Source organism: Thermophagus sp. OGC60D27, from assembly GCF_052400625.1.
Lineage (GTDB): Bacteria > Bacteroidota > Bacteroidia > Bacteroidales > Marinilabiliaceae > Thermophagus.
Genome location: NZ_JBQTGH010000011.1, coordinates 1 through 23,593 on the forward strand (window position 1 = coordinate 1; position 23,593 = coordinate 23,593).

At 42.9% G+C, this 23,593-nt stretch carries 14 protein-coding genes; 11 read left to right on the forward strand and 3 right to left on the reverse strand.

The window, feature by feature from the left end; genetic code table 11:
* Positions 1-268 precede the first annotated feature (268 nt).
* From ACT29H_RS13510 to ACT29H_RS13540, 7 genes are all read left to right on the forward strand, one after another.
* The gene (locus tag ACT29H_RS13510) at positions 269-1,600 is read left to right on the forward strand and encodes a family 43 glycosylhydrolase (RefSeq protein ID WP_444822172.1); all 1,332 of its coding nucleotides are present in this window, start codon (positions 269-271) and stop codon (positions 1,598-1,600) included.
* Positions 1,601-1,870: 270 nt separating this feature from the next.
* On the forward strand, positions 1,871-2,734 hold the full coding sequence (locus tag ACT29H_RS13515; protein WP_444822173.1) for a VIT1/CCC1 transporter family protein: 864 nt from the start codon (positions 1,871-1,873) through the stop codon (positions 2,732-2,734).
* A gap of 697 nt (positions 2,735-3,431) precedes the next feature.
* On the forward strand, positions 3,432-6,425 hold the full coding sequence (locus ACT29H_RS13520) for a SusC/RagA family TonB-linked outer membrane protein (protein WP_444822174.1): 2,994 nt from the start codon (positions 3,432-3,434) through the stop codon (positions 6,423-6,425).
* A 12-nt stretch (positions 6,426-6,437) separates the two neighbouring features.
* Positions 6,438-7,955: a RagB/SusD family nutrient uptake outer membrane protein gene (locus ACT29H_RS13525; protein ID WP_444822175.1), complete on the forward strand. Its 1,518-nt coding sequence runs from the start codon at positions 6,438-6,440 to the stop codon at positions 7,953-7,955.
* 61 nt (positions 7,956-8,016) lie between these two features.
* A complete protein-coding gene (locus ACT29H_RS13530; RefSeq protein WP_444822176.1) occupies positions 8,017-9,507 on the forward strand; it encodes a glycoside hydrolase family 30 protein in 1,491 nt (496 codons plus the stop codon).
* Between the two features lie 20 nt (positions 9,508-9,527).
* Positions 9,528-10,859: a DUF5125 domain-containing protein gene (locus ACT29H_RS13535; protein WP_444822177.1), complete on the forward strand. Its 1,332-nt coding sequence runs from the start codon at positions 9,528-9,530 to the stop codon at positions 10,857-10,859.
* A 204-nt stretch (positions 10,860-11,063) separates the two neighbouring features.
* On the forward strand, positions 11,064-12,548 hold the full coding sequence (locus tag ACT29H_RS13540) for a glycoside hydrolase family 30 protein (protein WP_444822178.1): 1,485 nt from the start codon (positions 11,064-11,066) through the stop codon (positions 12,546-12,548).
* A 9-nt stretch (positions 12,549-12,557) separates the two neighbouring features.
* Here the strand turns inward: ACT29H_RS13540 and ACT29H_RS13545 are convergent, their stop codons facing one another.
* Entirely contained in the window at positions 12,558-15,446 is a 2,889-nt protein-coding gene (locus ACT29H_RS13545; protein WP_444822179.1) for a triple tyrosine motif-containing protein, read from the reverse strand.
* Between the two features lie 381 nt (positions 15,447-15,827).
* Between ACT29H_RS13545 and ACT29H_RS13550 the strand changes: the two genes are divergently transcribed.
* From ACT29H_RS13550 to ACT29H_RS13560, 3 genes are all read left to right on the forward strand, one after another.
* A complete protein-coding gene (locus ACT29H_RS13550) occupies positions 15,828-16,661 on the forward strand; it encodes a sialate O-acetylesterase (protein WP_444822180.1) in 834 nt (277 codons plus the stop codon).
* Positions 16,662-16,995: 334 nt separating this feature from the next.
* Positions 16,996-19,551, forward strand: a complete 2,556-nt coding sequence (locus ACT29H_RS13555) for a beta-mannosidase (protein ID WP_444822181.1) — start codon at positions 16,996-16,998, stop codon at positions 19,549-19,551.
* 128 nt (positions 19,552-19,679) lie between these two features.
* A complete protein-coding gene (locus ACT29H_RS13560) occupies positions 19,680-20,678 on the forward strand; it encodes an NAD-dependent epimerase/dehydratase family protein (RefSeq protein WP_444822182.1) in 999 nt (332 codons plus the stop codon).
* Between the two features lie 50 nt (positions 20,679-20,728).
* On the opposite strand, the gene ACT29H_RS13565 is transcribed toward ACT29H_RS13560, so the two are convergent.
* A complete protein-coding gene (locus tag ACT29H_RS13565) occupies positions 20,729-21,562 on the reverse strand; it encodes a universal stress protein (RefSeq protein ID WP_444822183.1) in 834 nt (277 codons plus the stop codon).
* A gap of 541 nt (positions 21,563-22,103) precedes the next feature.
* The gene (locus ACT29H_RS13570; RefSeq protein WP_444822184.1) at positions 22,104-22,622 is read right to left on the reverse strand and encodes an NUDIX domain-containing protein; all 519 of its coding nucleotides are present in this window, start codon (positions 22,620-22,622) and stop codon (positions 22,104-22,106) included.
* Positions 22,623-22,903: 281 nt separating this feature from the next.
* Between ACT29H_RS13570 and ACT29H_RS13575 the strand changes: the two genes are divergently transcribed.
* Positions 22,904-23,287 carry a co-chaperone GroES gene (locus tag ACT29H_RS13575; RefSeq protein WP_444822185.1) on the forward strand — a complete coding sequence of 128 codons (384 nt, stop codon included), beginning with the start codon at positions 22,904-22,906 and terminating at the stop codon, positions 23,285-23,287.
* Positions 23,288-23,593: the final 306 nt, after the last annotated feature.

A 23,593-nucleotide genomic window follows, 5' to 3' on the forward strand; every position in this document is an offset into this window, starting at 1 on the left:
AATTGGTTGAAAGAAAAAATATGAGTTATTTCGAGTTTCGAAAATTATACCGGACAGAGTTAAATTTACATTCCCAAGAGAATGTCTATTTTAGAGTTGTCCTACAAAGGGTAAGTCTACAGGTTGCTTCTTTTTTGAGGTGTAGTTTTTACCGGCAAATTTACCAGGCTCCTGAAACCTGTCCCCCATTATCATGAAAAGGTTGAAGAAGGCAAATAGAAAAACCGATTGCAAAATAACATTTTAATACCCGTTAAACTTTTTTATTATGAAAACAATATTAAGTATTCTTGCATTGATAGTAACTATTCCGGTTTTATTAGCTCAAAACCCCCTGATCATGGATCAGTTTACTGCAGATCCTTCTGCACGGGTTTTCAAGGGGAAGGTTTTTGTTTATCCGTCTCACGATATTCGTATTGATACAGGCCGCTTTGCCACTTGGTTTTGCATGGAAGATTACCATGTTTTTTCCTCGGAGAATCTTACACAATGGCACGACCATGGCGTCATACTCAGGCAACAGGACGTGCCATGGGTAGATGCTTCTTCTTATAGCATGTGGGCTCCTGATTGTATCGAAAAAAACGGCAAATACTATTTTTATTTTCCTTCTATCGCCAAAGATAAATCGGTCGCAGAAGGGCGAAGGATTGGTGTTGCCATTTCCGATTCACCTACAGGCCCATTTTCTCCACTTCCTAAACCGATTCCGGGAGTATATGGTATTGATCCCAATCTGTTTGTCGATCACGATGGAAACACTTATATCTTTTGGGCCATGGGCGGAGAACTATTAGGTGCACGCCTTAAAGACAATATGATTGAGCTGGCTTCCGAACCAAAAGAAATAACGACATTGCCCGATGGCTTTAAAGAGGGGCCTTGGCTTTTCCATCGAAACGGGTTGTATTACTTAACATTTCCCCATGTGGCTAAAAATACCGAACGGCTGGCTTATGCAATGGGGCGCCATCCTCTGGGGCCTTTTGAGTATAAGGGGGTTATCATGGATGAGTCGCCGGTAGACTGCTGGACCAATCATCACTCCATTATTGAGTACAAAGGACAATGGTTGCTTTTTTATCATCATAACGATCTGTCGCCACATTTTGATAAAAATCGATCCATCAAAGCCGATAGCCTATTCTTTAATGCTGATGGAACCATCCATAAGGTGAAACCGTCATTGCGAGGCGTGGGGATTACTCCCGCAGACCGTCCTATTCAGGTTGACAGATTCAGCTTAAGAGCAGAGGAAGGAGTGGCTACCGCATTTGTTGATTCGCTTCATCCGCAAAAAGGATGGTTTGTTTCTCTAATAAACAACGGGGCATGGGTGAAGTACAATAAAGTGGAGTTTAAGAATCATTCTTGGAAAAAAATGATTGCCAGAGTTAGGTCTCAATCCGATTGCAGCATTGAGATAAGAAATAATAGCTTTCAGGGGGAGATGCTCGCAAAGCTGAACGTCCCCAAAGGCAATAGCTGGGATAATAGAGAAGCTTTGATGATGACCGTTCCGCAAGATGTCTCAGATCTGTTTATTGTTCTATCAGGAGATGGACCGGTTGCGATCGATTGGATTCGGTTTGAATAAGATTTGAGGACCTAATATTGCTAGATTTTAATGGAGGATAGTGATCGCCTTGTGGCCAAGGATTTTCATGTTTTTTAGTGTGAAAGGACTTGTCATCTTCATAACGAACGTTTTCTCGCCGCCAATTCGAAGAATTAGCTGATCGATATCCTTTAAGAGGGTGATATAGATGAATTGGTTTGCCCTCTTTTTTTATGCAATCAGTCTCTTTTTGTTTTTAGGGAAATAAAATGCAATTTTGAATGTCAATTTTCCAAAATAAGAATGATAATGAATGCTCAGGCCAGAAAATATGCACTTGCTGCCCAAAAGACAGAAATAACGGAATATCACATATATAAAAAACTTGCTCGGCGATCAAAAAGTAAAAAGAATGCCGAGGTTTTAAACCGGATCGCGGAGCAGGAAAAACTCCATGCCGCCTTTTGGCAATCCAAAACGGGAGTAAGTGTAAAGCCCGACAAATGGAGAATCTTTCGAACCTTTTTCCTGGCGCGTTTTTTGGGGTTGGCATTTGCCTTAAAACTAATGGAGAAAAAAGAAGGTACCGGTGCCGACAACTATTCACGGCAAGCCAAATACTTTCCTGAAGCTGCAGAATTTGCCAAAGAAGAAGGCGAACATGAACGCGAAATCCTGAAAATGCTCGAAGGAGGAAACCTCACCTTTGTGGGATCGGTGGTGTTGGGACTCAACGATGCTTTGGTGGAATTAACCGGTGCCTTGGCAGGTTTTACTCTTGCTCTGGGTGAAACAAAAGTGATCTCTCTGGCAGGATTGGTAACAGGAATATCTGCAGCATTGTCAATGGCTGCTTCCGAATATCTTTCTACCAAAGCTGAGGAAGATCCAAAAGCCAAAGAAGCCGCTCTTTATACCGGAATCTCTTACTTGGCAACAGTTATTTTGCTTATCCTTCCTTTCTTTTTGTTTGCCAATAAATTTGTGGCTCTTGGTGTAGTCCTTGCAACAGCATTACTTATTATCTTTGGTTTTAACTACTATGTGGCAGTGGTAAAAGAACTGAACTTCAAAAAACGATTCTTCGAAATGGCTGCCATCAGTATGGGAGTTGCGGCATTCTCTTTTTTGGTCGGATTTGCCTTGAAGGCTTTGTTGGGTGTGGAGGTGTAAACTTTTTCTTATGGTTGAGGTTCTCTGGTCAAAATATGCAGCGTTTAACCATGGTGTAAGGCTTTGAAGGTGAGGGAGGTTTTCAGGGAACAGAGAGCCACTCTTCTTATGCAAGAAGTTACTTTTGGGGAAAATGGGTTTTCATGTATCCTGTTTCTTATTCCCAGGAACGGAATCAAAGTGTATTTTTTCAAAAAAGAATATTCCGAATATTTCAAGCAAGGAAAGATATAACTGATCGCCCCATTCGTTGAGACCGGGGAGACTCCTATTTTTCTTGTAAATTAAGTAGATCTTCCTCTTTTGTTCTATCTGTTACTGAGTATAGATATTGTGTCAATTTATTCAGTGGGTATTTCATTTCAGCTTTTTGTACGTCTCTTCCAACAGATTAATTCCTTTCTGAGGTTTTCCCGAATGAAGATTTTCAATTGAAAATTCAATCGCAAATGAAATTAGAATTGTTGTCTTTGGGGATAAAATTTAATTCAGTAGTGGTTGAAAATTAATGATATAAAATTTAATGAAGTAGAAAAGAATATCCCGTTTCTTGTCGTGATGTAATGAAGATGTAAGGATTTCTTTTACTCCCGCTCTCCGAAAAATTTACTTTGCTTTTGATTAGTTAATATTTGTTTGCAATAGGACTGAAGCAATCAGCGAATAGATATAAGTGTGTTAATTAAACTAAAATGCAATGAAGATAAAAGCAAAGTTAATCAATGAGATGGCAAAAATCTCATGGCGTTTGTTCCTGGTAACAGTGCTTTTGGTGTTCTCCAAAACAACTTTTGCTCAGGAATTTACCGTTAGCGGGAAAGTTACCGATGAGCAAAACCTGCCATTGCCCGGGGCTTCGGTAATAATTAAAGGGACCAATAGCGGTACCATCACCGATATGAACGGTGAATATTCCATTTCTACGGAGGCGGATGACATTCTCATCTTTTCTTTTATTGGAATGAAACCCAGGGAAGAGATCGTGGAAGGACGCTCCAGAATCGATGTACAAATGGAGGTTAAATTGGCGACCCTCGAGGAACTGGTGGTGATAGGATACGGTTCGGTAAAAAAGAAGGATGTTACGACCTCCATTTCCACTGTTTCTACCAAAGAACTGGAGAAGAAACCCATTACCAATGTGGCGCAGGCAATTCAGGGACGAGCCGCAGGGGTCTCTGTGATGAAACCCAGTGGAGCTCCGGATGCCGGTATGGTGGTACGGGTTCGCGGTACTACCTCTCTCAATGGAAACAATGACCCTTTATATGTGGTCGATGGGGTGCCAATGACCGACATATCCTATCTGTCACCAACCGAAATCGAAAGTATGCAGATTTTAAAAGATGCTTCTTCAGCTGCCATTTATGGTTCGAGGGCCGCCAACGGTGTCGTGATTATTACAACCAAATCGGGTAAGTCGGGAGAGGCTAAAATTACTTTTAATGGGTATATGGGAATTACCGATTTGACTAATGAGATTGAGCCACTGAATCTTGAGCAGTATCGTGAATTGTTGAGCGATTTGAATTTAAATATTTCGCTACCCGAAAATCTCACCGATCAAACCGACTGGTACGATGAAACCTATAAAACAGCTTTGACTCAAAATTATCAGCTTTCGGTCGCCAATGGAAATGACAAAATGAATTATTACATCACCGGTGGTTATACCCGCGAAGAAGGGGTGATCGATGTATCCTTTTTTGAACGGTACAATTTCAAGGCTAATCTTCAGAACGAAATACGACCATGGTTGAATATCGGAGCCAATATGGCCTATTCCGATTACACCGGCAACGGCATCATCTCGGGTACTGGCGCCAACCGGGCAGGGGTGGTTCTCTCTGCAATCAACACGCCCACCTATGCCCCCGTTTGGGACCCGGAGAATCCGGGACAGTACTATAATAACTTCTACGGTGTTAATATAACTCATCCCGTAGAAAATATGTCCAGAAGTGAAGATAATCAATCCAACAACCAGCGATTGCTGGCTACAGGAGAGGTTGAGATCTCCTTTGCCCCCAACTTAAAGTTGAAATCTTCCATCACTCTGGACAGAAGCTATAATCATTCTGTCTCTTTTCTTGATCCTGTGAAAACCGCTTGGGGAAGGTCCAATTATGGTATAGGAAGTGACAACCGGTCTCTCAGCACCGTGATGGTTTATGACAATGTGCTAACCTTTAACAAATCTTTCGACAAACACAATTTTGACCTGATGCTGGGTAGTTCGGGGACAACTTCTCAATGGTCTCAGAGTTATCAAACCGCATCTCATTACCGTGATGGCAGCATCAAAACCTTAAACGCCGCCAATAAAGTATCTCCGGGTAATGGGACGGTGGCTTCCGACTGGGCCATAATGTCCTATTTTGGTCGTTTGGGGTACAACTTCAACGATAAATACCTTGTTACCGTAAATATGCGTGCCGATGGATCGTCCAAACTACATCCTGATCATCGCTGGGGATATTTCCCTTCCGCATCGGCAGCATGGCGCGTCTCTTCCGAGTCCTTTATGTCCGCTGTTCAATGGGTTGATGATCTTAAAATTCGGGGCGGTTGGGGGCAAACCGGGAATCAGTCCGGACTTGGCGATTATGCCTATCTGGAACGATACAATATCATACGTCAAAACTGGTGGGAAGAAGGAAACCAGAATGCAACGGTAATTCTGAGTCAAGCCAATTTGAGAAATACCGACCTTACCTGGGAAACAACGACCCAATCTAATATCGGTCTGGATTTAACCGTCCTGAACAGCAGACTCACCTTGAATATGGACTGGTATTACAAGAAAACTACCGATATGCTGATGACAGTCGATCTGCCGGCTGGGTCGGCAGCAGCTAGTACCATAAGTCGCAATGAGGGTGAAATGACTAATACCGGTTTTGAGTTGATGATCAATGCACATAACATTTCACGTCCTCACTTCCGATGGGATACCGATTTTAATATTTCATTCAATCGAAACGAGTTGACCAACCTGGAATTGACTAAAGTCTACAATTACGCTATTACCAGTGAGTTCGTTAACGAATATGCGGTACGCATTGAGCCGGGGAGGCCCCTGGGCGGATTTTACGGATATATTAGTGATGGCGTCGATCCTGAAACCGGAGAACTCATCTATCGTGATGTCAACAAAGATGGCATTTTATCTACCACCGACCGTTCTTATATCGGTGATCCAAATCCCGATTTTACATTTGGTTTGACCAACTCGATCACATATAAAGATTTTACCTTGAATGTCCTGATTCAGGGCAGTTATGGCAATGATATCTTTAATGCTTCCAGAATCGAAACCGAGGGTATGTACGATGGCAAAAATCAATCCACAGCCGTACTCAACCGGTGGAGAATACCAGGGCAGATAACCGATACGCCCAAAGCAGGATTTGATATTAAGACCTCTTCTTATTTTGTCGAAGACGGAAGTTTCCTGAGGGTGAAAGATATCACTCTGGCTTATGAATTTCGGAAAGCTTTTCTTAATCGCCTAGGCATTGCCCGTTTGCAGCCCTATATCTCCGCAACCAATCTGATTACTCTTACCAACTATTCAGGTATGGACCCTGAAGTGAATCAATGGGGAAACAATGGAGCTGTGCAGGGAATTGACTGGGGGACCTATCCGCAAACCAAATCTTTTGTGTTGGGTGTGAATGTTGAATTTTAATCGATTACTATTATGAAAATATATAATCTCTTAATAAAAGGAATAGGGTTATTCATGCTTTTAGGAACTTTTGCCTGTTCGCTGGACAAAGATCCTGTTTCCGAGTTTTCGGAAATAACCCTTGGTAGTTCAAATGATACGGGCGAACGTATCAAATTTGAGAATCGCAGTGAGATGCTGACGCAATACGAAGGGATGTATGATCTTTTTCGTAGCCGTCAGGAACATTGGTATCTGGATTATTTAATGACAACGGAAGTAAGATCCGATAATGCCTATGCGGGGACGGTCGGTGCCGAAGTCATGCCCTTTGAAAACAATGCTTTGGATGGGGGAAATAGTGTTGTTACCCGCGACTGGAGCCGCTATTTGGAAGATGTTGCTTACGTCAATTCCATTATCGAAAACATTGATCTGGTGCCCGATCCCTCGTTCTCGGAAACCGAAAGAGCTCAGTGGAAAGCTGAAGCAAAAATATTTAGAGCGATGGTTCTGCTTGATATGGTCCGTCTCTGGGGAAATATTCCGGTAATTACGAAAGAAGCTGAAGATATTACCGCCGATAATATAGAGGACGTTTACCCTACCTATTTCCCTGCTCAGAATACTCCTGAAGAAGCCTATCAGCAAATTGTTGAGGATTTAACTTCTGCGATCCCCGATGCGCCGGAAGCCGGAGACGACAAAACGATACTTACCAAGGCGGTAGCTCGGGCTCTTTTAGCTAAAGCTTATGCCGAGAAGCCTATCCGAGACTATGATAAGGTGATTCAATATTGTGATGCCGTAATAGAGGATGGATTTTCTCTGGTGGATGACTACTCGTTACTCTTTGGGATGAACGAAGCCGGGTCCGATATTGCCGCTCGAAATACGTCTGAATCGATTTTTGAAATTCAGTTTTTTACCGGAAGTGGAAACTGGGTTACCTGGATGTTTGGACGTAATCTGCTCGATTGGGATCAGAATTTCTCTTGGGCCAAATGGGTTACCCCATCCAGAGACCTCATGGCTGCCTTTGAAAATGAAGAAGACGATATTCGCATGGGCCAATCCATTGTCTTTTACGAGTGTAACTGGAGTTTGTACTATCCTTCCGATAACTATCCTTTTATGTACAAAATACGGTCGGGCAATAACAGTATTATAAAACTTAGACTGGCCGATATCATGCTGTTAAAAGCTGAAGCTCTCGCCTGGAAAGGAGAACTCAATGCCGCGGCTGCAATTGTGGACCAGATCAGAGCCAGAGTGAACCTTCCCGGTTTGCCGGAGTCGGTTAAAGCCTCCAAAGAGCAAATGATTGATGCTGTGTTGAATGAACGTCGACTGGAATTGGCTTTCGAAGGCCAGCGGCTGTTCGACCTGATTCGTAACGGGAAATTACAAACTGTTATGAATAGTATTAACAACAGAGACAGTGGGCGGCTGCCTCAAGCGAGATCCTTTACAGAAGAATCGGAATTGCTCCCGATCCCGCAAACCGTTTTGGATGCCAATACCAATCTTGTCCAAAATCCGGGATATTAAATAATTGAATGGAGAGAGCTGTTTCGTGATTTTTTATGTCTCTTTTATTAAATAATTAAGGATGATCAGACAAATATTTTATATGACAATAATTGGGTTGGTATTCATGTCTTGTAGTGCTTGCTCAGAAGATAAGAATGAAAGCCCCGGAGAAGATCCTAATGACAAACCGGACGTGGGAGATGTGACATTGTATATAACTACGGCCAATCGAGCTTATGACTTTACGCAAAAAGCGGTCGATTTCAGTAAAACCCCCAATATGTCACCCACCACCATTACGCTGGATCCTTCAACTCGATACCAGGAGATGGATGGCTTCGGTGCAGCCCTCACAGGCTCCTCATGCTATAATCTTATGCAGATGGATCCTGCCGACCGCACCGCTTTTCTGGTACAAACCTTTTCGCACGAGGAGGGGATGGGATACAGTTACGTGCGCATTTCCATCGGTTGTTCCGATTTCTCACTCAGCGAATATACTTGTTGCGACTCTCCGGGACTCGAAAATTTTAGTTTGCAATCCGAAGAGATAAACTATGTGATCCCTATATTAAAGGAAGTGTTGGCCATTAATCCCGACCTTAAGATTTTGGGATCCCCTTGGACCAGTCCCCGATGGATGAAAGTCAATAATCTTACCGATTTACAACCCTACAATTCCTGGACGGGAGGGCATCTCAATCCTGAGTATTATGATGAGTATGCTACCTATTTTGTGAAATGGCTGCAGGCTTTTGCAGGTTATGGTATTTCGATCTACGCGGTGACGCCTCAAAATGAGCCACTGAATCGTGGAAACTCTGCTTCTCTGTTTATGGGATGGGAAGAACAGAGAGAATTTGTGAAAGTATTGGGGAAGGCTCTTCAGGAGGCCGGACTGGACACCAAACTGTATGTCTTTGATCACAACTACAATTATGACAATATGAGTGATCAGGAAGATTATCCCGTTAAGATTTACCAGGATAATGACGCAGCACAATATATTACAGGTGCAGCCTACCATAATTATGGTGGTGATAGCCAGGAGTTGCTGGATATTCACCAGAAGGCGCCGGATAAAGAGTTGATTTTTACTGAGACCTCGATTGGTACTTGGAACGATGGCAGAGATTTGTCCATCAGGCTGATGGATGATATGGAGCATGTGGCATTAGCAACGGTAAATAAATGGTGCAAGGCGGTGATTGTTTGGAATTTGATGCTGGACTCCAATCAGGGCCCCAATCGGGAGGGAGGCTGTCAAACCTGTTACGGTGCAGTGGATATCAGCACGCAAGATTATAAATCCATTAGCCGTAATTCTCATTACTACATTATTGGTCACCTGGCTAGTGTCGTTAAGCCGGGGGCTGTACGTATTGCCACCTCCGGATACGAAGAAGAAGGGATCGTTTACAGCGCCTTTGAGAATCAGGACGGATCTTATGCCTTTGTATTTATGAATAATAAAAACGATAAAAAACTGATTACCATTAGCGACGGAAACAGCCATTTCAGTTATGAGGTGCCTGCCAAAGCCGTGATATCCTGTCGGTGGAATCAATAAACCTTAAAATTGTAAAAGTGATGAATAGAATTATATTTTTTCTTAGTTTGTTATTTCCGGTGTTTTTTACCTTATCCTGCGAGGAGGATGAAGAGGTGACCGGCCTGCCGGAATTGATATTGAATAGTGAAATTACCGAAGCCCATTTTGGTGATAGTATTCCATTTGCGGCTAAGGTTCGTGATGCCGAAAATGTACCTTTATCTACCTTAAAGGCACAGTTGTATTTTGGCGATGAAATGGTGCAGGAGACTGTTATTCGCACCAAAAAGGAGGGGGAATACACCGGGAAAATATTTGTCCCATTCCTCAAAGATGTTCCTAACGGTACCGCTACCTTAAAATTTGTCTTGCAAAATATTAAGTTCGCCATTGAGGAACAAAGCGTTGCCGTAGACCTTTTACGTCCGGACTATCCTGCTTTGATTTTTGTGACCGAGGACGAAGAATACCAGATGATACGTACCGATCTGTATCAGTATAAAGTGACGGCAAATTTCCCCCAGAAAGTAAAAGGATATATTAAAACACCGGTGCTTGATGAACATGGTAATGTGATCACTTTTGGATGGGAAAATGGAGGTGTCACGCATGAATCCGATAATCCAATAACTTTCTCCAATTACGCTGCAGGAGAATATGATATCACTTTTAATACCCTTACTTATGAGGCATCTCCCTTTATCACCTTAGAGTTTGCCGGTGAGGAAATGATTATGGTCGATGATAATAATTATAAGGTGGAAGTTGAACTTCAACAAAACCAGGTGGTCGAGGTGGAGGGGGTGCCCGACATGGATCAATGGTGGATTGATCCCGACTTTTTCCAAGGGAATGAAGACGGAACCTTTACATTTCTGCCGGTTGCCGGAAAATACAGGGTGATTGCTAATTTTGAGCATAACTATTTCATTGTGGAAGCGATGGCAGGCGATGAGCTGGCTACCTTACAGGAGGACGGTAGTGGCGCTCTCTGGATTATCGGAACCGATATCGGAAAACCGTCTTTATCCAATGAAGTGGGGTGGAATACCGATAAAGCCCTTTGCATGGCACAGTTCGCTCCTAAAAAATATCGGGTGACGGTGGTTGGTGGTGAGTCGGTCAATGCCACCGCGATCAATTTTAAATTCTTTCACCAAAAAGGATGGGGTGGAGAGTACAAAAATGATAATCTGACCACCGAGAGTGAGGTCGTGTTTGTTGGTGATGGAACCAATGGCCGAGATCCCGGCAACCTTGGACTGGTGGAAGGAGTAACCTTGACAGAAGGCACCGTTTATCGCTTTGAAGTGGATATTACTGCAGGAAAAGAAAAGGCTGTCCTGACCGTCACCGAATTGCAGGAATGAGTTTTCTGAAGTTGGAATAAAAATGTATTCTTTCAATTTTGCTCCTTTGGGGGTATGGGTGACATATTCATATCCCAAAAAGTGAAAAACTCATGACAATTCTTCCGGTATATTGATTCCCTAAGTCAAGGGAATCAATATTTTTTGGTAAATTTTAGGTGCGTTTCACACACAATTAATGCAATCTGTATAAATCTTTTAATCATGAAACATCTATTTAGGGGATTGGTCTTTCTTGTTATTACTCTATTCGGTTGTAGTTCCGAACCGAAAGATAGGAAGGAGACGGTGAAAAATGACCTTGATGCAAAGAGCAATGGTTTTTCTCCCGGCTCGGCAGTAATATATCAAACAGCGCAAGGAACTAAGGATCGTTTGGCGCTAAAGGGCAAGCTACAGTTTGAAGATTTCTCTCAACCCCTGGAGTCTCAACCTTGTGTCTTTGTCGATCCTTCACATATCTTCCAGACATTTATCGGTATTGGCGGGGCCTTTACTGATGCTTCGGCCGAGGTTTTCGCAAAACTGACGGAACAAAAACAGCAGGAATTGCTTAACGCTTATTTTGGTGAGGGAGGTATCAATTACACTTTTACCCGAACACATATTGCCAGTTGTGATTTCTCCAGTGAGAGTTATGATTATGTTGCTGAGTACGATTCTGCTTTGGAAACCTTCTCTGTGGATCATGATCTAAAATATAGAATTCCCTTCATCAAAAGAGCCATGGAAAAAGTTGGTGAGGATTTCAAACTGTTTGTGAGTCCATGGAGTCCTCCGGCTTGGATGAAAGATAATAACAACCGGTTGAGGGGCGGAAAGCTTCTGGACAAATACAAACAGTCCTGGGCCAATCATTATGTGGAATTTATCAAGGCTTACCAAAAGCAGGGAATACCGGTCTGGGGATTGTCGGTTCAGAACGAACCCATGGCGGTGCAGCGCTGGGAGTCTTGTATTTATACTGCCGACGACGAACGCGATTTTGTGAAGTATTATTTAGGACCTACTCTCGAAAAGGCCGGGATGAGCGATAAAAAGCTGATTGTTTGGGACCATAATCGCGACCTTATCTTTCATCGTGCATCGGTCATCTTCAACGATCCCGAGGCTTCCAGATATGTTTGGGGCATCGGATTTCACTGGTATGAAACCTGGACCGGTAGTGAGATGCAGTTTAACAATCTCCAAGCAGTCAATGAAGCGTTTCCGGAAAAGAATCTTGTCTTTACAGAAGGATGTGTGGAAGCATTTAAGTATGATGAATTAAATGACTGGCGTCTGGGGGAAAGATATGGGAAATCTATGATCCATGACTTCAATCATGGAACTGTTGCCTGGACCGATTGGAATATACTTCTGGATGAAAAGGGAGGACCCAATCACGTCGGCAATTATTGCTTTGCACCCATTCATGCCGACCTGTCCAAAGACCAGTTGATCTATACCAACAGCTATTACTATATCGGTCACTTTTCCCGATTTATTCGTCCCGGTGCCCGTCGCATCAGTTGCGCATCCAGTCGCGATGTGTTGCAATCTACCGCTTTCATTAATCCTGACGGGTCCATTGTGGTAGTCGTCATGAATAATGCGGATGAAGAAATTTCCTTCAAATTATGGATGAGCGGTAAAGCGGCTTCGGTAAACAGCCTGCCTCATTCCATCATTTCGATATTGGTGAGTTGAATAATGGATTCATTCCAACCCAAGCAACTCATTAATGCCGGAATGTTTCTTCTTGAGCCGGTATCGAGCCGTTTCCACACCTCTGACAGATATGTTGAAAATGCTGGCCATCTCTTTGTTGGTCAGCTCCATTTTTATGAATGCACACAGTCGGAGTTCCTTGGCAGTTATGGTTGGATAACGACTTTTGAGGTTGTTAAACAGTTCCTGATGAACTCGTTCCAGATTGGTATCAAAAAGCTGGTATTGCCTTTCATCATTTAGGCTTATCTGTATGTTCCTGACCATATTCAGGATACTTTTCCGAACCGAATCGTTTTTCGCATTTTTCCGGATGTTATTGAGTTCGGTTTGCAGGTCAATGAGTAATTCCCGCATTTTTGCCACCAACAGGGTGTTGTTCACCAGGTCTTTGCTTTTTTCGATGTTTTCGGCTTCAATGCGTTGTTTTTCACGCATGATTATTTGGTTTTCCAGTTCAATTTCCCGGGCTTTTTGAAGTTTTTGTTCTTCTGCCCGGGTTTTTTCCTTCTCTTTCAGGATGATCTTTTGTATCTGTTTGAACAAACTAAAGACGATGGTTAATCCGACGGCCACCCAGAAGATGATCCAAGGCCAGGTGGCATACCATGCCGACTCAATGATGAAACTGAATTGCGTTGGATTAGCAAGTTCTCCCGATAGGCTTTTGGCTTTTACGATCAAGGTATAATTTCCGCTTTTTAAAAAGGAAAAACTGACATCCGGCTTTTCCTGCCATTGAGACCATTGATCCATCTGACCTTCCAGACGAAACGCATATCTGATGTTGGTTTTGTCTTTTATTCCCGGAGCAGATAATTGGAATTGGACATTATAAACTTCATTGGGAAAGACAAAGGGTGAATTCAGTAAATCAACACGACGGAGAACGGTTGAATCTTTCATGTTATAGCTGAGGCGCCGAATTTGGGTTGATGGGCCGTCGGCCGAACCGTCAATAGGTGAGGATGCCGGTTTAAATGCAAACAAACCGTTGGTCGTGCCAATGAGCACTTCGTTACTTCCCTTCACCGGTACGATACACTCCATCCCTCTATTCAGTGTTCCTTTCAGCGATAAAAAAGGATCTAAGATGACTTTGTTTGCATTAGCGTGATCTATAAATGCTATTTGGTCGTCAATGATACACCATGTGGTATCACCGTTTTCTATAATTTGACGGATATTTTTTTCCTGACCCAATAAATGGGTCATTTCAGTATGCACAATAAATTTTCCTCTTTCTTTATCAAAAACATAAAGTCCGTGATTGGTAGAAAAGATGTTCATGCCCCGCCATCGGTGCACATTGATGTTGAATGGTGAAGGCAATCCGTTCTGTTGATGAAAGTGTTCGGTGGATACGATTCGGGAATGGGTGGCGTTGGTGTTAATTTTAAAAACCCCTTTGTATCCATGACAAACCCAGTAGGAATGGCTGTCGTGCGGAACGGACATCAAATCACGGGTGGATTCGTCAAACCCTGCTATTTTTTCGTGAATCACTTCTATGCCTTCAGATGTCACACGGATCATGCCTAAACCGTTGTAGGTACAAACAAAATAGAGGTTGTCCGACCCCGATACCGGATAGAGTTTCCATACCCCTGTATATTCACCCACTCTGTTTATTCTTTTGCCCATTATATGGAATAGACCCCTGTCATGAGCGCAGAACAGTTTGTCTCCGATGGCTTTGAGAGACCAGGCTTGTCCCTCTAGCCCGTGAATTTTTGTGACGTCGTTTTGCTTTAGGATACTGTCTGATGTGAGCCGGCTGCTGCTGAATACGCCCTGATTTGTGGCAATAAACAATTGGTTGTTAGATAATACCGCATCATAAATGGAGGATCCCTGAAATAATAAGGTCAGCGGTGCATTTGGATCAATAAAATCAAGACCTTTATTCAACAACACCCATATTAACCCTTCGCGCGATTCGAACAAATTAAGCACCGTTTTATCTTGTAATGCTGAGAAGTTTCTGATTTGCTTAATCTGATTTTCCCTGATTTGCCACGAATACATCTTATGGCTTAAGGTGCCGGTGTAAATTATGCCTGAGGTGGATTTTAGTGCGGACGTGAATACTTCGTTGCCGCCGATGGTAAGGTGGTTGTGGTCTTCTATTTTTTTGGTCAGGATGTTTGCTGTAAATAGACTTCCTGCTTTTGTGACGATTAAGACCAGATTTTTTGAATCGGCGGGCAGAATATTAACAATTTCTTCATGGTTCAGCGCTTCGGTCGACAAAAAGGGCGTGAATTGGGCGGAATGAACATCCAAAGTAAACAAGGTATTTTGATCCAAAACGAAGAGTTGATCGTGACAAAGGCCAACATACCCAAAATACGATGCAGGTTCAATAATTTTGTAGTTGCCATTGTTCAGAAAACACAGATAATTAAAACTCTGAAATATTATGACATCATCCTTTTCCACTATTTTCCAAATGTTGCCAAAGTCTTTATACTTGTCCGGAAGATTATTGATCAGGGAGTGGTAAGAAAAGCTACCGTCGAGGTTATCCCGGATGGTTCCGAATTCATTAAAGCCCCCGGCATAGATGGTGCCGTCAGAGGCACAAAACAAACTTCGGACCGAGCTGTTGTTGGGCAAGGTGGCTCTTTCCCAGCGTTCCCCGTCAAAACGAAGGATCCCCGAATTGTTGCCCAAATACATTATGCCAGAGCGATCCTGACATGCGGTCCAGAATTGAGAATCACTGTTGTAGTCGGTATGCGAGAAATGATATACCGGCGGATTACCAATGATGGTTTCTCTGTTGGTGGAGTGGCCCTTCTGCACAATAAACATGGTGAAGAACAATAGCCCGACTATGATTTCAGCCGTTTTCTTATTTGTTGGATTTGGCATAATTAAAAAAACAAATTGATTTCTTCATTTCCAAAAATAGGGATTACTTCAGGTAATAATTATATTTGAGTATAAAATCAATGAAACGAGCATGACAATGTGAGATTGTCACAACAAGAACATGTATAAACGAATGGTCATGCGAGTTCCATCAGACCAATGGATTAACCAATTTTTATACTGATGAAACAAGTCTAATAATGTACGATGGTCACTACCGGCCCGGCCCCCACTTTTCGAGGAAAGGGTGTGTGTGAAGCCATTGTTAAGCGCGTTCCAATAGATCCATGTCCTGGATAACCATTCTTTTAGATCGATTAAATACAAATAAATTTTTCGCTAAATCTACTTTTTCAAATGCGTATATAAAACATATAGACCATGAAAACAAAAATTTTATTATCCCTGTTTGTCTCTTTTATGTCTATGAGTCTGTTTTCCCAGAATCCCAATTTTCACATCTATTTATGTTTTGGCCAGTCCAACATGGAAGGGTCAGCAGAGATTGAAGCCTGTGATTTGAATGTGGACGGTCGGTTTCAGGTGATGGCATCGGCCGACTGCCAACAAAATGGTCGCCAAACCGGAACCTGGTATGCTGCCATTCCGCCGTTGAGTCAATGTTATGTTGGTCTTTCTCCGGCCGACTATTTTGGCCGTACCATGGTGGCCAATTTGCCCGACAGCATTACGGTTGGCGTCATTAGCGTGGCAATAGGAGGATGTGATATTCGGTTGTTTGATAAGGATATCTATAAAGATTATTTAAATACCTATCCCGAATCGTGGTTTCAAAACAAGATTAAGTCTTACGGGGGAAATCCCTATGAGCGACTGATTAGCCTGGCCAAAAAAGCACAAAAAGAGGGGGTAATCAAGGGCATCCTTTTGCATCAGGGTGAGACCAATACTGGCGATGAGCAATGGCCACAATATGTTAAGAAGATTTATGAAAACATACTCAGTGATCTCTCTCTTGAGCCGGAATCGGTGCCTTTGCTGGCCGGGGAAGTGGTTGGCGATGAGCAGAAAGGTCTTTGTGCGGCAATGAATCCCATCATAAACCAATTACCCCAAGTGATTCCCACCGCCCATGTGATTGAATCGTCCGGGTGTCCGGTGAGGGACGATCATATTCATTTCAATTCGGAAGGTGTTCGAAAATTGGGTAGAAGGTATGCCTTTACCATGCTTTCCTTATTGGGTATTCTTTAGCCTCACGCTTTAAAAACAGACCGTTCGACCTTTGGGGATTATTAGATTCGGTTGATGCATAATCCAGCGATTTTTTATGTTGCTTTATAGGGTTGCTGAGCGATGGCTTTTATTAGGGCGCAACGTATTGGTGGCAATGCTGTTTAAAATATTGAAAATGAAAAGTAAAAAATGCACGAGTCCAAAAAAATTATGGATGGGGATTTGTGCGTTATAGGAATGATGGTTACTTTTATAAGCCTGTATAAGATAAACAGATATTTTGTAAAATAGGTATATGGAAAAAAACACTTTTCTGAACAGGTTTCTTATAGTAAGCTTATTCTTAACAGTTATGATATTGGGAAACGCTTGCCGGGAACAGTTTAAAGGTTCATCGGTAACCATTGATTTAAGTGGCGACTGGGAGTTTGCGCAGGCCGATTCAGAAGAATGGATGCCCGCCAAAGTGCCCGGAACGGTTCATTCCGATTTGATGGCGAACGGAATTATTGAGGATCCTCATATCGAAATGAATGAAGATCAAGTACAATGGGTGGAAAAACAAGACTGGGTCTATCGCACCACCTTTAATGTTGACCAATCCCTCTTATCCGGCCCCGATGTTATTGAGCTTTTCTTTAAAGGTCTGGATACCTATGCAGATGTATTCCTTAATGATGTTAAGATCCTTGAGGCCGACAATATGTTTGTGGGATGGAAGGTGGATGTGAAAGATCATTTGATAGAAGGAGAAAATCGGCTGAGGATTTATTTTCATTCGCCGGTAAAAGAAGGAATGAAGAAACTGAAACAGCTGGACTATCTGCTTCCTGCCACCAATGAACAGGCCCCGGAGGGGGAACGTACCAATGTCTTTACACGAAAGGCGCCCTTTCATTACGGATGGGACTGGGGCCCACGGCTGGTGACCTCAGGAATCTGGAAGCCCGTGGTGCTGAAAGCATGGAGCCGAGCGGTTATTGATGAGGTCTATCTTCAAACCGACGAAGCCAGTCAGGGATCTGCCAAGGTTTCCGGGTATGTCAATTTGCAGGTTACTAAGGCCGGAAACTATGTCGTTGAACTGGATACAGATGCACCCAAGGGAAGCTTTTCCAAACAAGTGGAACTTAAAGCAGGAAGCAATACCATACCTTTTGAACTGGAATTAGATCATCCCAAGTTATGGTGGACCAATGGCTTGGGCGATCCGCACCTCTATTCCTTTTCGTTTTCATTGAAAGATGAGACTCAGGTAATGGATGCCTATCATTTGGATTATGGAATCCGCACCCTCAGAGTTGTTCAGCAACCGGATGAAAGAGGACATACCTTCTATTTTGAGCTAAATGGACAACCCGTCTTCATGAAAGGTGCCAATGTGATTCCTTCCGAAACACTTACCCCATCGGTGACGAAGGAGCGTTACGATGAACTTATTCATAATGCCGTGGCGGCCAATATGAACATGATCCGTGTCTGGGGAGGAGCCATATATGGAGATAACTATCTTTATGATTTGTGCGACCGTAACGGCATTCTGGTATGGCAGGATTTTATGTTTGCTTGCGCCCTGCAGCCGGGAGATGACGCCCATCTGGAAAATATCCGCAAAGAGGCCCGGTACAATGTCAAGCGGTTACGCAACCATCCCTCTCTGGCCATGTGGTGCGGTAACAATGAAAACTTCCATGGATGGCATGAATGGGGGTGGGATCGCATGTTCAAACCGGATGTAAAGGAATTTGTGTGGAATACTTACCAAAAAATTTTCCATGAAATTCTCCCGCAGGCTGTCCGTGAGCTCGACTCATTGCGCTATTATCATCCATCTTCCCCCATAGGGTATGGCGGGATCAAAGCGGATCGTACATCGGGCGATGAACACGACTGGACCATCTGGTTTGGACAAAAGCCTTTTTCCGCCTATGGCGAAAATGTGCCCCGATTTGTGAGTGAATATGGATTACAAGCATTCCCTTCGATGCATACCATCAAACAGTTTTCCAGTCCGGAAGATTGGACTTATGATTCAAAGATGATGCGTCATCGCCAACGTGGAAGGATGCCCTATGTTCGCCCCGGCTTTGACGGAAACGACATGATCAAATGGTATATGGAGCAATATTATGAGGTTCCTGATAGTTTCCCCGATTTTACGTATGTCAGCCAGCTGCTTCAGGCCAAAGCCTATCAAACGGCCATCGAGGCACACAGACGAAGCAAACCCCATTGTATGGGATCTCTATACTGGCAGCTCAACGACAGTTGGCCTACCATATCATGGTCAACGGTCGATTATTACGGCCGGTGGAAGGCGGCCCACTATTTTGTGAAAAAAGCCAATGAAGCCTTTATCGTATCACCTGTTGAAAAAAACGGGATTGTCCGTGTCCATGCCGTAAACGATTATTTGCAAGCCATCACGGGGGAGTTATTGGTGAAGATGATCGATTTTGATGGTGAGGAGCTGTTTTCTCAAAAAGTTAATGCCCAGGTAGCTGGAAACAGCTCTGTGGTTGTTTTTGAAGATTCGCTGGTTAATTTAGTCGACAGTGATAAATTAAACCGCGTCGTTCTGTCTGTGGAGTTTCAGTCCGGTGGGCAAATCGTGGCCGAAAATCTTCTCTACTTTAAAGAGCCGAAAGATCTGGAGCTTCCGGAACCTTCTGCTCAAATTAATGTAGGAAAAACAGCTGACGGATATCGAGTAACCGTCTTTTCCGAAAAATTATCCAAGAATATCTTTCTGGATACTGCCGATGGCGTCGGTCACTTTTCAGATAATTTCTTTGATGTCCTGCCCGGTGAGTCCATCGTTGTGGATCTGAAAACGGAGAAGCAACTTGACCTGGAGAAGGATATCAGAATCAGAAGCCTGAATGATCTGGAAAAGATTGATGATTAAAAGTCGGAAGCCATAAACCGAAAACCGGAAGACCAAGTTACTTTTTATTGCCATCTTATTTCATCTTTTATCTCTGTATCTAACGTCTAGCCTCTGGCTTCTGTCTTCATCATTAAAAAACAATAGTTATGAAAGTACTATATATCGGAGGTACCGGAAACATAAGTGCTGCTTCGAGCCGGCTGGCTGTTAAAAGTGGTATGGATCTTTATCTCCTTAATCGTGGCAAAGAGCAAATAAAGATTGACGGTGCCAAAAGTATTATTGCCGATTACACCAATAAAGAAGCGGTCATTCAGGCAATAAAAGGGCATGAGTGGGATGTGGTGGTCAATTGGATGGCTTTCACACCGCAAGATGTGGAAAGTGATTTTAAAATATTTAACGGGCATACCAAGCAATACATCTTCATCAGTTCTGCCTCGGCCTACCAAAAGCCCGGAGGACACCCTGTGATTACCGAATCCACCCCTCTCTATAATCCTTACTGGCAGTATTCAAGAGACAAAATAGCGTGTGAAGATTATCTTATACAACGCTTCCGAAAGGATGGTTTCCCCATTACCATTGTGCGTCCTTCTTTAACCTATGATACTGTGATCCCTGTTCCCATTTGTGGTTGGAAGGATTTTACCATCATCGATCGTATCCGGAAGGGGAAAGAGGTTATTATTCATGGTGACGGGACGTCGCTGTGGACCATCACCCATTCCGAAGATTTTGCCAAAGGGTTCAATGGTCTTTTAGGTCATAGACAGGCCATAGGTCATAGCTTTCACATTACTTCCGATGAGATTATGACCTGGAACCAGATTTTTGAGTGGGTGGCCGAAGCGGCAGGAGCACCATTGAAGGCGGTACATATTGCTTCCGATTTTATAGGCAGCTTTGATGAAAATTTATATGGTAGTTTGCTCGGAGATAAAGCCCATAGTGTCATCTTTGATAATTCAAAGATCAAACGGTTTGTCCCCGGATTTCGGGCAACGATCCCCTTTAGCGAAGGTATTAAGCGCACACTTCGCTGGTTTGAGGCGGATCCCGGACGTATTCAAATGGATCCGGCCAAAGGTCAGCTGGTGGATAAAATTATCCGCGCCTACAAACGCGGATCTCGGTCATCGTAAATAGGGCACTTCCCCGTTGGACAGGTGGGTGGGGGTGTCCGGGATCCCCCTTATTTATGAACGTCCTGTTTTTGCTTCTCATGCAGTATAAACATGGGGTGCTGTGGGTGAAGGATCATCTTTTTGATCAAATGGGATTGGAAAATATTCTGGAAAAATTTTCGATGGTGGTGGAACAGAATGAGCATGGTGGCATCATGTTCTTCCATGAATTTTAAAATGGTTTGACAATTATCACCGTCGCTTTCCTCAAAATAAAAATTCAGTTTTACCCCGGGAAAATAGGAGGCCAGTTTTTCCTCAGTTTCCAATCGGTTAATCGGACGATCTTCTACAATATTCAAAAAGAGGAGTTCGCTGTTGAACGATTTTATCAGATCGTTGAGATAATCTGCCAGAGGTGAGAGATCGGTATTTTGAAGATCGGTGGCAAAGACAATTTTCTTGGGGGAAATAAATTGGGCATTAATCGGAACGACCAAGGTGGGGTGATGAATATTATTTATCACATCCAGTGCATTGCTGCCCAGTAATAAATGTTCCAGGGCCGTTTCTCCTTTACAGCCCAAAACAACCAGCTCGGGATGGTGTTCCTCTATCGCTTTCCGGATCACTTCGGTTATTGGTCCAAAGCCGGATAAAGGCTTTATTCTGGCATTGGGAAATTGTGCGTGAAGCCGCGATAATTCCTGGCGAAGGCCGCGTCGGCTTTCCTCTGCCATTTCTTCTTTTACCTGAATGATATAAGGACTTCCGCTAAAATCCACATCAAAACAATTTAAAAGCAGAAAACGAACGGGTTGGTTCTTGAACATTTTAAGCGCATAGAGTGCGGCATTTCTGGCGGTTTCCGAAAAGTCGGTCAATAGGATGATGTGTTTCATGGCTTGGCGTTTTTGGTGGATTTTTTCATTTTTCAACAAGGCAACCATCATGACAAGAATAGTTGTCACAAAAGGCAATGTATAAGACTATGTGTTGAGCATTCCATACGACCAATGACTTAAGCAAATTTTATGCGAATAAACCTATTGTTTTTATTCAAAAATTTATGAAAAAAAACAATAGGGTGGAAGAAGATAACGGTAATAATTATGAAAAATCTTTCAACAACATAGTTTCCTCTTATTCAGGAGTGAACTTTGTGATGCAATAAAACCGCGGAAGCTTACCAAAACTTTTTAAAATGGTCCTGTTAAACGGAAAAAGGATGTCCCGGCAGCATGCAGAATAGAAGGCTTCTTGATAAAAAGTTGGGAAAGGATTATGATTTAAAAAGTGTATTTGTGCGGGTGGGGTCAGGCTAATGGTCATTCGCCGGTTGTGGCCTGATGGATTATGGCTTGAGACGCTGATCTGATTGAGAAAGGGAGAAGGCTATTGTGGTAGAATGTATTCGGAGGAGAGGGTCAAAGCATTCGTTAACTATTGTGCCAAATAAAACTTCAATATTTTCCGGATGGAGTTGCTGCTAATCTTGTTGAAATCAATTTCACTTGGATCGAAGAACTGGTAACCGGCGATATCATCCGCCACTTTTATGTTATCAAAGCTCTTTACCTTACAGGCAAAGCCACAGTCGGTGGTAAAGACCGAATAGCCGCTGTAGACATATTCATTGGGGAAACTGATCAGATAGTTGGTGGTGGCGATCTCTAAATTAAGTTCTTCCTTGATCTCTCTTTTGATGGCCTCTTCGGCACTTTCCATCGGATCCACAAAACCACCGGGCAGGTCCAATGCCCCCAGCGCCGGCTCCACCCCTCGAACGGTTAAAAGTATTTGTCCTGCTTCATTTTCAATGACGGCGGCCACCGCGGCAGCACTGTTGATGAAAAATTCAAATCCGCAACTGCTGCACTTAAACGATTTGGATGTGATGGGCTTAAAAAGCCCGGAACCACAACTGGGACAATACTTGAGAACTTTTTCAGGACGTGACATAAATATTTCTTTGAATTAAAATAACTGTTTGTGTGTTTGTTTTAATGCAATATTAGCAAACCTGAAAACAAAACAACATAAATCAAGTTATAAATTTTATTTCTTTTTGTCGGATGGGGAAAAACGATTGTTTTTCGAAAGTTGGTAAGTGGTTGAAATTAAATGGTGTATCCTGGTGATGACTTGTCGGGCGTTATGGAAGATATCCCGACGCATTTGGATTATCCACCACTCAGCATCTGAAAATCTAACGATCTATTGATTATATTTGCAACAAAAAAATGATTCCGGGAATAGACGAAAAAGATTTGAATAAGTTTATTGTTGTTGGAGATCGCGTACTCATCAAACCTAAAACCCCTGAAAAGCGTACTAAATCGGGATTATTTCTGCCCCCTAATGTGCAGGAAAAAGAGAAGGTTCACTCCGGTTATGTTATTAAAACCGGTCCGGGATATCCAATCCCTGCCATTGCTGAGGAAGATGAACCCTGGAAGTCGAAAAATGAAAATGTGCGCTATGTGCCGCTTCAGCCCAACGAGGGAGATTTGGCCATCTATCTTCAAAACAGTGGCTATGAGATAGAATTTAACAATCAAAAATATGTCATTGTCCCTCAGTCGGCCATTTTGATGCTGATTCGGGATGAAGGACTCTTCGAATAATCCAGCAGGTCTGATACTTATTGCCTTCACCATAATTCCGGCATTATTTTTATGCCGGATTTTTCTTTTTGCATCCGACAGAAATGGTCTCTGAATATTTTGAAACGGGCATGGTGACTTTGGCTGCTTTAAGAATAGGTATTAAATTAATTCAGCCATTTGAGTCGCGTTGCACCCATGAGCTTTATATGTCTAATAATGGGGGTTTTTTAAGGACCGCTGAAATCGAATCTAAAATTTTTCAGGTCGAAAATCAGCGGCTGAAATTGAATCTAAAATTTTTCAGGTCGAAAATCAGCGGCTGAA